The sequence below is a fragment of the Virgibacillus sp. SK37 genome (genome assembly GCF_000725285.1).
Taxonomy (GTDB): domain Bacteria; phylum Bacillota; class Bacilli; order Bacillales; family Amphibacillaceae; genus Virgibacillus_Q.
Genome location: NZ_CP007161.1, coordinates 608,224 through 619,999, shown reverse-complemented (window position 1 = coordinate 619,999; position 11,776 = coordinate 608,224). Strand labels below are relative to the sequence as shown.

Genomic DNA, 11,776 nt, shown 5'->3' with positions numbered 1-11,776 from the left:
AAAATAGTTACTAGACTGAAGGTTTTACCTTCTTCTATTCAAAATAGGGGTTATCATTCAATCCTCTCCATAATTTATCTTGCTCTAGTTGGTATGCTAGCTTTAAGAGCATATCCTCTCTTCCTTTTGAAGCCATTACTTGGACACCTAAAGGAAGTCCATCCAACGTTTGATGTAATGGAACCGACATAGCCGGCTGTCCGGTCAAGTTGGCTAATTGTGTAAATGGTGTATAGGTAAGACTCGGAAGGAACATATCATAAATAAGCTCCTGCTGTCCTTTTTTATCCAAACGTTGTACATCTTCTCTTAATCGTGCTTGGCTTTCTTGTGTATGAGTTAATTCTCCTACCTTTGGAGCAGCATAAGCTGTTGCTGGAGTGATATAAAAATCATACATCTGATGAAATTCTGCCATCAGAGCAGCAGCTTGATCCCAGGCAGCTAGACTTGCAGCATATTCCGCTGCCGTAACTGATTTTCCAGCTTCATTTAATAACCATGTTTCAATTTCTACATCCTCTGGCTTCAACATTCTGCCTGTAGCCTTCTCAAGCTGATTGGCAAGAGAAGCAATTTCCCCGCTATTCATTAAATAGTAGTTTCTCATTAATTCTATACCATCTACATTATTAGCTTTTTCTTCTACAACATGTCCTTGCTCTTTCAGCCATTTCACTGTTTTCCTAACCGCCTCTTTAGCCTCGTCAGAAACAGGCGTTCCTACAGGTGATTTAGTAGTAAATGCAATGCGCAATGGAGAAGGAAAGGCTTCCGTGATCGCTTGCTTGTAACTTCCTTCAAAGAGTGGTGTATGGAAGGCTGCCTCTGGCTGAACGACCTGAAGCAGATCCAGCATAGCTGCACTGTCTCTAACCGTTTTACTTAAAACAAAATCAATGGAAGCCCCTTGCCACTGTCTGCCAATGCCTGGCCCGACAGGTGTGCGCCCACGAGTGGGTTTCAACCCAAACAACCCAGTAAAAGAGGCTGGAATACGAATAGAACCACCACCATCACTAGCTCCAGCAAGTGGTACAATTCCTGCAGCAATAGCGGCTGCCGAACCGCCACTGGATCCTCCTGGAGAATGCTCTGTATTCCACGGATTTCTACTTGGACCATAGAGTTCCGGTTCTGAAATATTTTTCAGACCAAACTCCGGTGTATTGGTGTGACCGATAAATAGAAAACCAGCTTCCCTCATTTTTCCAACTAAATTGGAATCATGCTTGGAAATGGACTGTTGTAATAATTTTGATCCAGAGGTTAACAGCTCCCCCTTTACGTGCTGCGAAATATTTTTTAATAATAACGGAACACCAGCGAATGGTCCCTGATCCACTTGAATTTCATCCGCCTCTTTCAGTGCCTTCGCTTTTCGCTCATGGACCACGGCATTCAGAACGGGATTTACCTTTTCCAATTGTTGAAAGCTTAATTCCACCAACTCGGACGGCTTCATTTCCTTACTCTTCATTAGCTCTGCTAAATCTGTTGCATCTAATTTGACATATGTATCCAGCTTCATATTTCTGCTCCTCTTCTTTTTATCCAGTGTACCATTGCATGAACTACATTCCAAAGAGGAGAGAATAGATCTAACTTGTTACTCTTTTTTCCAAGGAGGGTCTCCATACTTGTGCAATTTTTCATTTATTTTGCTAATCGAATAAGGAATGAGAAAAGCTAATAGTGTACATAGCCAAACATTGAAGGAGGGTAGGTGTTCCATAATAAAATCCCACATGGCTGTTATACCTCCCCTTTCTTTGTCTGATCTTTCACACCGGTACCTTCTAAAACTGCTTCCACATTTATTTTCACTTTGCTTTTTGAGAAATACTTTTCTCCATCATCCCAGTCATCCCTAATTGTCTGCCAGAAATCATAATGACGCTGGTAAAGAAGGTTGGAGAACCGCAGAACGTCTACGCCGTAATCATGCTGGAGTGCTTCTACTGTATTATTTGTTATTTCCTCTGTTTTTTCTTCCACTGTCTTTTTTAATTTCTCCAAATTGTCCTTTTTAGAAAACTGCATCTGTCCGAATGACTCTGCAACAGCTGTGTTCAGTTTTATATCAACAGTAAACATAATATTATCCTTATTATTTATGTCTATCTTAACTTTTTTCTTCACTTCCAATATTTCAATGGCTGTTTTCTTTCCGTTCATTTCAATTTTTATGCTCCCACCTTTTACATTGCCTGTAATAAGATTTAACCCCATTAGTGCTTCACCTTTCAATGCTCCCGCCATTTGATTATTATGAGCTTTAAACAGGGCTACCCCATCATAACGAACTTTGTTGTCATCAGCGGTAACGAGTGGAACAACATAGCTTAAATCATATAAAAAATTTGCTTGCATATCATCAAGTTTAGTAGCCTCTATCATCTCCGCATTATTATATGTATTGCTTAACAAGGAATCGATATAAAGAGTGGGGATTTTTTCATTGACTGGCTCCACATTAAGAATCTTTTTGGCTTCACCCTTTGCTATTAAAATTCTTATTCCCCGACGCATCTCCTGTTCACGAATAAAGTAATCCATAACATCCTTGAATAAATAGGGCTCCTGAACAACATCCTCGGAAACCACCACTAGTTTCGTATGCTGATAATAAGGAGTACGACTCGTTAGTTTAGCCATATTCCGGTTAATATCAAAAATGCTTTCCCCACTTGCAGATACGTTGGTATAAGATTCTGTTTCTCCTCCACTACTTCCGCTTTCCATACCAAGTCCTGAAGGGATAACAATTTGATTTGTAAATGTTAATTGATAATTTCCATTCCTATCCTGTTCCTTCAAATCAATGGCAGAACCTATAACAAAACCCCTCTCTTCTAATTCAACTTGATCCCAACAACCTGCTAAAAAACACATGCTTAGTAAAGAATAAACGTAAATAAAAAGTATCTTACTTTTTCGCATGCTTTCCCACCCCTTTAAGCTTAACCATTACAAATAGTAAGACAACTGTGCTAACACTTAATAGAACACTGTAAAGGCTTATTGCTGTTGCCAATTGAGAGATTTCCTTAATATTTTTCGGCAATTCACTAATAAAGAAAACTAGTGGTGAAAGAATGAATAGAATCTTCTTTTTTTGTAAATTCGGAAACACATAACTTATTGCCAAGACAGATATATCAAGTAATATAGCTGCAGTGTTAAATATAGCCATCACCCATATGGTGAAAAGGGGTAGTTCAAATCTTTCGAAAAACCCTCCAGGTATCTCTACCGTTTTGGCCAGTTCAATTGTCGGTACCACCAAATTTGCAGTAGCTAAATTTCCAAATACAAAAACACAGCATAAAAACAAAAGCATATATAGTGCAACTGCCATGGACATACCAAGTGCGGCAGCTTTCGGGGCTTTTTCTGGTTTCCTTACAAAAGCTGTATAGAAAAACAACATACAGTAGCCGACATAGATAAACATACTCTCTTTAAATCCTAATAAATAACCATTTAAATCTGTTTGAAAAACCGGAAGCACATTATCTAATTTTACAAGTTTTAATGAAAAGATTATTAAGAGAAAAGAGATAGCAAAAATGATTGGAAAAAACATAATATTCAACCTAATAAGCCCTGCACGTGAGCCCGAAACGGCGTAAATAACTATAAGCAAAAATGCTAATCCTACCACTTCTTCTGGGGTACGGTCAAAAAGGTATTGATGTGAGGTATTTGCAAGTTGTTTTACTTCGTATGCAGTAATTAGGATTCCATTAGCAGCGAATAGTAAACAAAGAATAATAGCACCTGGTTTTGAAACAAGGGAGGAAGCGTAAGAAAAAAAGCTTTGTTGAGGAAAGTGTGCTGCCAGTCTTGCTATAAGCCATGCAATAAAAATAGAGATCATACCTGCCGCCAGCAAAGAAACCCACCCGTCAGAGGAGACCGTTACACTGGCTATGCTACTTGGTACAATAAGAATTCCAACAGCTATAGCTACAGCAGGGACAGAAATCATGATTTCCCTGTGACTTATTTTTTCGTCAGCATATTTAAAGTCTTTCACTCCTCTCCCTCCTTATCTATTCGAATCTCATCCTTTGGCTTCATATACAGCGGTCGTTTCTTTAACATCGTAATCGGCGCCCGAATAACCAAATCCTTAAAGTCATCCATAAAAGATGGGGTAAAAGGCGTCGAATAGGGAATGCCGAAGCTTTTCAGATTGACCATATGAATCATAATACCGATATAAAAAAGAATTATTCCATAGAGACCAAAAATACCCGCTGCCACCATCAAACCAAATCGGATAACCCGAAAAGCAATTGCCGTACTATAACTGGGGTAAGTAAATGAAGCGATGGCCGTAAGTGCTACTACAATTACCATAATGGGACTGACAACCCCTGCTTGAACTGCCGCTTCACCAATGACCAAGCCTCCAACTATTCCAATTGTTTGCCCAATGGATTGCGGAAGCCTTGCGCCTGCCTCACGTAGTAATTCCATCGTTACTCCCATTGCAATCGCCTCAATTACAGCTGGAAATGGTACTCCTTCCCTTGTGGCTGCGATAGAGAAAGTAAGCTTTGTCGGAATCATTCCAGGCTGATAAGAAACCAGTGCAATATATAACGCAGGTAAAAACAAAGAAATAGACACCCCAAAAAAACGTAAAATACGTATGAGTGAACTAACAGACCAACGTTCATAATAATCCTCTGGCGACTGTAACGTATCACTTAATGTCACAGGAGCAATCAGAACAAAAGGGGTTCCATCCAACAATATAGCTACCTTTCCTTGGTTAAGGGCTGCCGCTACTTTATCCGGTCTTTCCGTGTTCAATAATTGCGGGAAAGGTGACAGGAAGCTATCTTCAATCCATTGTTCTACATAGCCGGATTCTGGAAGAGTATCAAGGTCAATGGTTTCCAATCTGCGATTAACTTCCTTAACAATTTCCGGATTAACAATACCTGTAACATATGACAACACAAGTTTTTGCTTCGAACGCCGACCTGTTTCATATGTTTTGAATCGCAAGTTAGGATCGCGCAGGTAGCGTCGAAGTATCACTGTATTTGTGTTAATACTCTCTACAAACCCTTCTCTTGGCCCACGTATTAAGGACTCGGAAATCGGTTCTTGAATTTTGCGCTTTTCCCCTCCGGCAGTCCCCATGATTAAAACGGAATCTATTCCATCAACAAATAAAACTGAATTCCCAGACAATATAGCATAAGAAATGTTATCAAGGCTTTTAGCCTTCTTAATCTCTGTAATAGCAATCATTTCCTGATAAAAAAGATCTAAGAGGCTGTTTGCTTTATCAGGAAACTCTCTTGTATTGGTTTGTAGGTTTTTTAGTATATTATTTTGAACAAAATCCATTTCAACTAAGCCGGAAATATAAACAATGGCATAAAGATGATTGTCCTTGGAGACCTGACGTACAATTAAATCATCCGGACTGTCGAGCATTGTTTTAATATCTTCCAAGTTTTTTTCTAAATCTTCACCAATCGCTATGTCAAAATTCTTTTTATTTTTATTTAGAGAATCTTTTTTCTTTTTTTTACTGAAAAAGGAACCTCTCGCCATGTTATCACCTCCGGTACAACTTCATAGTATCCCTTTCTCCTTCTTTTCCATATTTCCGAGACTTTATACCCGGAAGTGGAGGAGAACTTACGATTCTGACAAAAAAGGTTCCTTTATATAGAGGGGTGTTCGTAAAATGACAAAAAAGCTGATCACTCTTTTATTAAGAGTAATCAGCTTTTATCGAAAGAAATTTGTTTTTCTTATTTATTTATCTTTTTGTATAAGGACATGATGTGGAAATGGAATATCAATATTCGCTTCATCAAATGCTTCTTTGATTCGTTTACGCATATCTCTTTCACATGCCCACTGTAAACCATTTTCTGTCTGCCCAACAACTCGGAGGACAATATCAGAGGAACCGATACTCTGCACACCTATTGCGTTTGGACCATCTTTAAAACGTTCATCCAACTGGAATTCAGCACAGACTTTTTCTAATACTGTAATTGCTCCATCAATATTATCATCATAGCTTATTCCAATATCAACCAAGGCACGCATATTTCCCCTCGAATGATTTGCTACACCTTCTATATAGCGGTTTGGTACATAATTTAACGTTCCATCAAAGCTACGGATCTTTGTTGTACGCAATCCAATCTCTTCTACAATTCCATCATAGCCTGCAGTTGTTACATAATCATCAATCTCAAGCTGTTGTTCTAATAGAATGAAAAATCCTGTAACAATATCACTAACAAGTCCTTGTGCACCAAAAGCCACTGCCAGTCCAATTACTCCAGCTCCGGCAATTAGTGGACCAATCTCCACACCTAAGGTGGCAAAGAACATAACTATAAAGATAAAAATCATTATATAGGAAAACACATTAGCTAGTAATTTTTCCAGTGTTTTCATTCGGCCAGGCGAAGCCTTTCTGCTTTGGGCCGCTTTTTGTAATGTTTTTTCGATAATTTTCTTACCGATTGGTACTACAATTAAAAATGCAATGATCAGTATCCCAATTTGTATAAGTATGCCTACTATTTTTGCTACATCTATTTCCATTCCTAAAATTTCCATGTTTGTACTCCCTCCTTGTGCTTATTTTTATATAGTATCGTATCCCCTGCCTGGGTACAAATGAAACAAATATAGGTAGAACTGTATTATCCTTATACAAAAGTGCAAACGCCTTGCCCACCCCCGACAAGTTTGCTATACATCCCCTTATCCATGTTTCAAAGCAAAAAAGCACTAAATCAAAAATATGATTTAGTGCTTTCAATGTCTCTCTAAAAGTTAAAGCGCTGATTTAATTTGCTTTATATATAGAAACCGTACAAGGATAAAATACACAATTTGGATTAACAGAAAACCGCCCAATACCATACTGGATTCTTTCAACAAATTGTAATCAAAAAGGTGGGCAAGTGCAGTAAGAGCAACAGCACCATGAAGCAATGCAACCATGATCGGGGCAAAGAAGAGCAATCCTGTCTGTCTATTGATAACTTTTCCAAGCTCACGATCTGTCAGTCCAAGCTTGGCAATAGATTTAAATTTAGCCTTATCTTCATCCAGATCGGAATATAATCGGAAGTAAAGAAAGCTTCCTGCTGAGACGAAAAAGACAATTCCAATAAACAATCCAATAAATAATATCGGACCATAGCTTTTATTAATCGTGTAAATCATTGCATCGATTGCCTGAAACTTATACGGAGGGATCTGATCGCTTAGCGCCAAACCAGCCTGAATCACAGCATCTTCCTGGCCGTCAGCAGCTTTCCAAAAAATTTGTTCCATTTCATAGACAGGCTTTGCCAATTGCTTATAATCCTCATTAGAGACAACATAATATGCCTGCATTTCCGGTAATACAATAGAATTCATCTCTCTTGTTGGCTGTACTTCTTCTCCATTCTTTAACTTAAGTGGCTTGTCTATTAAGTTCACTTGCATGGAAGGATCAGATATCATAGCAAAGTTTTCTTTGACTACCATGGCTTTTCCTTCTTCTATTTGCACTTGTTTTTTGTCCAGAAGATCAGCAAACGTATTATAGATAGACTCACTTGCGATTAAAACTTCTCTATCTCTCCCTATATCATAGTATTTCATGTCAGTAGTTGCTCGACTCGCATCAATCTTGTTCTCCTCTAAAACACGCTCGATTGTCTTAACATCTTCAGGCTTCTTACTCTTCCCATCATCATCGTTTGGCGTATAAGAAAAAGTATAAGGATTAGCTTCCTTCACGCCGCCTGTTAAATACGTTTGAAAACCAAATAATGTACCAATAGCACTAAAAGCGACGGTTGATATAATTGCCACCATAAAAAAAGTACGGGCATTATCCTTCATACGAAACGAAAGATCTGAAAGTAGCAGCATATTTGTCTTACTCCAAAAAATTCGCTTCCGTCTTTTTAAACGACCAATGATAAATACACTTAATTGGGTGAAAAACAAATACGTACCTATAGTAACTACCACTATTACCGGCAACATAACATAGATAACTAATACTCCTTTTACATATAAGGCAGTAACATAGCCTGCGAGAAGTAATATTGCTGCAATGACAGTAAGTAATAAAGACGCTTTTGGCTCCGTCTTAGGCTTTGTGCTTCCTTTAATAAGCTCCGTTAGTTTCTTGGAACGAAGGAAAAAGGTAACAAAAAATGATATAAACAAAAATAACAAGAAGAAGGAACCTAATGTAATTATGATAGCCAATATTGGAAAATAAAAATGTAAGGCTTGCTCTATAATCAATACATTTTCAGCAATTAATAGAATCGCTTTGGCAAATAAGAGCCCTATAAGTATTCCGATAACTGTAGCGAGAACTCCAATTAGCATATTTTCCAAAAACACCATCATTCGGATTTGTCGCATCGACATCCCTTGCAGCATGAGAAGTCCAAATTCCTTCTTCCTTGATTGAAGAAATGAGCTCATGGAATATAATACGAAAAATAGAGAAAACAGATAGATAATACCACCTGCAACGCCCATCCCATAAATAGCCTTTGGGTTGATCCCTTCCCCATTCAGTGCCGGATGGAAAGCAAAAACAGCAAAGGTGAAAAAGATCATTACAGTAAACATACTGCTAAGAAAATAAGCAGCGTACAGCCGCTTATTCCGAAGTACATTATTAACTACGAACTGACGAAAAGTCATTGTCATTCCCTCCTAACAAGGAAAGCGTGTCAATAATTTTTTGGAAGAAAGCCTGTCTGCTATCACCTTGATGAATCTCGGAATAAAATTGGCCGTCACGAATAAACACTACACGGTCACAATAACTGGCCGCCTGTGGATCATGTGTGACCAGCATCATGGTGGTCTTTTCTTGCTCATTCAATGATACAAGCATTTCCATTACATCCTTCGAAGACTTTGAATCAAGGTTACCAGTTGGTTCATCCGCTAACAGTAGTTTTGGTGTGTGGATCATCGCCCTGGCTATTGCTGCCCGCTGAGCCTGACCTCCTGAGATTTCATATGTCCGTTTATTCATAATAGATTGGATGCCAAGCTTTTCCGCAATTACTTCTGCTTTTTCTTCCATTTCTTTTACGCGTTTTCCATCAAGGGTAAGAGGAAGCACAATGTTTTCTTTAACGGTAAGGGTTTGCAGCAAATTAAAATCCTGAAATACAAAGCCCAACTCTCTTCTGCGAAATTGTGCCAATTGATTTCGATTGAGCTTAAGCGGGTTTTTTCCCTCGATTAATATATTTCCTGTTGTCGGTTCATCAATAGTGGCAATCAGATTTAGAAGGGTGGTTTTCCCACTTCCTGATGGTCCCATAATACCAACAAATTCCCCTGCATCTATTTCAAGATTAATATCTCGTAAAGCTCGATAGGCGACTTTTCCTTCATAGATCTTGCTCACTTGTTTTACTTCAAGCATTCGATTCATTCTCCTTTGGTTAAAGGAAGAATACAGTTGCTTCTTCCTTTTAATTAGATGTATACAATAGATTGTTCATTCACTTTAACAACCTTATCTACTTATATTGTAAGGAATTTCCCCTCTTGAAACGATCGAACACTCTTTCATTCAGCTTACATTCTTGTAAGGAACAAATGCTAGGATATCGTTTGTGTAGGGGTGAAAAGAATGCGAAAAGTAGTCCCAGAACCTTCAGTAGATTCCATTTCAATCCGATGTTCCAAATAATCTGCAACCTCTTTTGTTAGATAAAGTCCCATTCCCGTAGATTCCCGAAAAATCCGGCCGTTATCACCAGTAAAAAACGCTTGGAAAACTCGCTTCTTATCTTGGCTCGGGATACCGACACCATAATCAGTAATTTCCATCACAGCTCGCTTTCCTAGCTTCTTCAGAGAAATATCGATCCGATTACTTTTCTTCGCGGAATATTTAACCGCATTTTGAATAATTTGATTAACAATAAAGAAAAGCCATTTTTCATCCGTTTCTACCGTAAGTTTTGGTGCTTCTATGTGCAGATGTGGGTAAACCTGATTACGTATATAGAAGCGTTTATTCTCATGGTTAACCTCATGTAACAGCTCTGCAAGCACAACGGGCTTGATGTGAAAGTCCTCCTGTATGGTACGTAATCTTGCCATATTTAAAACGGTATGGAGTCCATTTTTCATTCTTTCTGTTTCCTCACGAATGTTGGATGATTCAGGCTCGTCAAGATTTTGGGCAGTCAGTTCGATAACAGATAAAGGTGTCTTCATCTGATGTACCCAGCGGTCCATAAACGTAAGATGTTGCTTTTGTGCGTCTTCTGCTTGCTTTAGCTGTTCCATAAATAATTGATATTGGGTTCTAGTTAGCTGATCTAATGCAACACCTATTGGAGCTTGGTCTGTCGTTTCCAATAACTCCTTAAGATTGGTTGCTTTACTGGATAGTCTTTTATAAACATGCCTGCGTGTATAATACTGAAATACCAGATAGACAGCTAATAACACTATATTTACAAGGAGACCGTAAAGTAGGAGTAAATAATTACGAAAATCACTTAAATACAGAAGTAAAAATAAAAAGGAAAACTGCATACATTGGATAATGATTAACAGAATATGTTCTTTTATAAAAAGCTTCATTCCGCTTCGTCCCTCCAAGTAATTAGCAGTCGATAACCAGCACCTCTTACTGTTTCTACAACCCCTTGCAAATCTAATTCCTGAAATTTCTTCCTTACTCTTGCAATGTTAACATTTAGTGTGTTTTCATCCACATATGTCTGATCATCCCAAAGCTTCTCCAATAAATCCTCTCTTCCGGCAACCCGAGGATAACGATCCATTAATGTTGCAACAATATCACTCTCATTTTTCGTCAAAAGAACTGTCTTGTTCCCAAAATGGAGTTCAAAACGCTCTGGATAGAGTTTCAGATTTTTTATTTCCAATATCCTCTCTTTTTGACTGCCTGCATATTCACCGTACGCCCTGCGCAGCTGGCTACGAATTTTCGCCATTACGATATCTGGATGAAAAGGCTTGGTTATATAATCATCTCCCCCATTCTCCAAGGCCATTACCTGATCCATTTCTCCTGTTCGTGCTGAGATAAATATAACTGGGCAAATGGATTCCTTTCTTATTTGTCTGCACCAATAATAACCATCGAAATACGGCAGGTTAATATCTAAAAGAACGAGCTGTGGTTGATATTCGTGAAAGGATTGCATAATATTTTCGAAGTTAACGACGGATTTTACGATAAAACCATATTTATTTATGTAAGATTCCAAATAGGAAGCAATTTTAGGATCATCCTCGATAATCAAGATTTTTTCCATTCATTTCCGCTCCTTTAACTCTATTTTTATGACCTCATTATAACACGCAAGCGTTTTGGTAAGATATTCTCTCCTTACTGCTTATTCTTTCCTGCGACTAAGCGGAGCATCCACTGCCGTTACTTCAGCAGTTACAGTTCACAATCGAATAATCTATGACTCTGCTGGTTACAATAAGTTATGGAGGTGTTGAGCGTGAAAGATAAATATAGGCTTAAGCCAAAAAACATCAATATCGAATTCGGTGGTATGGGTATGTATGGTACCGCAGATGATGAAGATTTTGCTAGATTCAATATGAGCGCTGATTATAATGAGGCGGAGAAGCTGGCTAGGCGAAAAGATGACGATAAGGGTTCCCCCTGATTATCCACCTTCTCTAATTAAACTTTCTGTGTTTCATGTATGAATCACAGAAAGTTTTTTTGCCTAAAATTAGC

10 protein-coding genes are annotated in these 11,776 nt (G+C 38.3%); 1 reads left to right on the top strand and 9 read right to left on the bottom strand.

The annotated features are described in order from the left end of the window. Window positions 1-34: 34 nt before the first annotated feature. The 9 genes from X953_RS03205 to X953_RS03165 form a co-directional block, all read right to left on the bottom strand. Window positions 35-1,531, bottom strand: coding sequence for an amidase (locus X953_RS03205; protein WP_040954326.1), 1,497 nt, complete (start codon window positions 1,529-1,531; stop codon window positions 35-37). 224 nt (window positions 1,532-1,755) lie between these two features. Continuing rightward, the gene (locus tag X953_RS03200) at window positions 1,756-2,943 is read right to left on the bottom strand and encodes a Ger(x)C family spore germination protein (protein WP_040954325.1); all 1,188 of its coding nucleotides are present in this window, start codon (window positions 2,941-2,943) and stop codon (window positions 1,756-1,758) included. Then, window positions 2,930-4,042, bottom strand: coding sequence for an endospore germination permease (locus X953_RS03195; protein WP_040954324.1), 1,113 nt, complete (start codon window positions 4,040-4,042; stop codon window positions 2,930-2,932). Before X953_RS03195 ends, X953_RS03200 begins: the two co-directional genes overlap by 14 nt. Further along, window positions 4,039-5,583, bottom strand: coding sequence for a spore germination protein (locus X953_RS03190; protein WP_040954323.1), 1,545 nt, complete (start codon window positions 5,581-5,583; stop codon window positions 4,039-4,041). The genes X953_RS03195 and X953_RS03190 overlap by 4 nt, the downstream gene beginning before the upstream one ends. A gap of 207 nt (window positions 5,584-5,790) precedes the next feature. Further along, the gene (locus tag X953_RS03185) at window positions 5,791-6,612 is read right to left on the bottom strand and encodes a mechanosensitive ion channel family protein (RefSeq protein ID WP_040954322.1); all 822 of its coding nucleotides are present in this window, start codon (window positions 6,610-6,612) and stop codon (window positions 5,791-5,793) included. 219 nt (window positions 6,613-6,831) lie between these two features. Then, entirely contained in the window at window positions 6,832-8,721 is a 1,890-nt protein-coding gene (locus tag X953_RS03180) for an ABC transporter permease (RefSeq protein ID WP_040954321.1), read from the bottom strand. Beyond that, on the bottom strand, window positions 8,696-9,460 hold the full coding sequence (locus X953_RS03175) for an ABC transporter ATP-binding protein (protein ID WP_019375587.1): 765 nt from the start codon (window positions 9,458-9,460) through the stop codon (window positions 8,696-8,698). The genes X953_RS03180 and X953_RS03175 overlap by 26 nt, the downstream gene beginning before the upstream one ends. Window positions 9,461-9,639: 179 nt before the next feature. After that, a complete protein-coding gene (locus tag X953_RS03170; RefSeq protein WP_040954320.1) occupies window positions 9,640-10,635 on the bottom strand; it encodes a sensor histidine kinase in 996 nt (331 codons plus the stop codon). Beyond that, a complete protein-coding gene (locus X953_RS03165; protein ID WP_040954319.1) occupies window positions 10,632-11,336 on the bottom strand; it encodes a response regulator transcription factor in 705 nt (234 codons plus the stop codon). The genes X953_RS03170 and X953_RS03165 overlap by 4 nt, the downstream gene beginning before the upstream one ends. Before the next feature lie 195 nt (window positions 11,337-11,531). Here X953_RS03165 and X953_RS19700 point away from each other — a divergent pair, with 195 nt between their 5' ends. Further along, window positions 11,532-11,702 carry a hypothetical protein gene (locus X953_RS19700; RefSeq protein WP_156035932.1) on the top strand — a complete coding sequence of 57 codons (171 nt, stop codon included), beginning with the start codon at window positions 11,532-11,534 and terminating at the stop codon, window positions 11,700-11,702. Window positions 11,703-11,776: the final 74 nt, after the last annotated feature.

What these genes read in the sequence shown, in the direction of transcription:
- X953_RS03180 (WP_040954321.1), bottom strand. Translation starts at nt 8,721, where the DNA reads ATGACTTTTCGTCAGTTCGTAGTTAATAATGTACTTCGGAATAAGCGG.
- X953_RS03190 (WP_040954323.1), bottom strand. Translation starts at nt 5,583, where the DNA reads ATGGCGAGAGGTTCCTTTTTCAGTAAAAAAAAGAAAAAAGATTCTCTA.
- X953_RS03205 (WP_040954326.1), bottom strand. Translation starts at nt 1,531, where the DNA reads ATGAAGCTGGATACATATGTCAAATTAGATGCAACAGATTTAGCAGAG.
- X953_RS03165 (WP_040954319.1), bottom strand. Translation starts at nt 11,336, where the DNA reads ATGGAAAAAATCTTGATTATCGAGGATGATCCTAAAATTGCTTCCTAT.
- X953_RS03170 (WP_040954320.1), bottom strand. Translation starts at nt 10,635, where the DNA reads ATGAAGCTTTTTATAAAAGAACATATTCTGTTAATCATTATCCAATGT.
- X953_RS03185 (WP_040954322.1), bottom strand. Translation starts at nt 6,612, where the DNA reads ATGGAAATTTTAGGAATGGAAATAGATGTAGCAAAAATAGTAGGCATA.
- X953_RS03200 (WP_040954325.1), bottom strand. Translation starts at nt 2,943, where the DNA reads ATGCGAAAAAGTAAGATACTTTTTATTTACGTTTATTCTTTACTAAGC.
- X953_RS03175 (WP_019375587.1), bottom strand. Translation starts at nt 9,460, where the DNA reads ATGCTTGAAGTAAAACAAGTGAGCAAGATCTATGAAGGAAAAGTCGCC.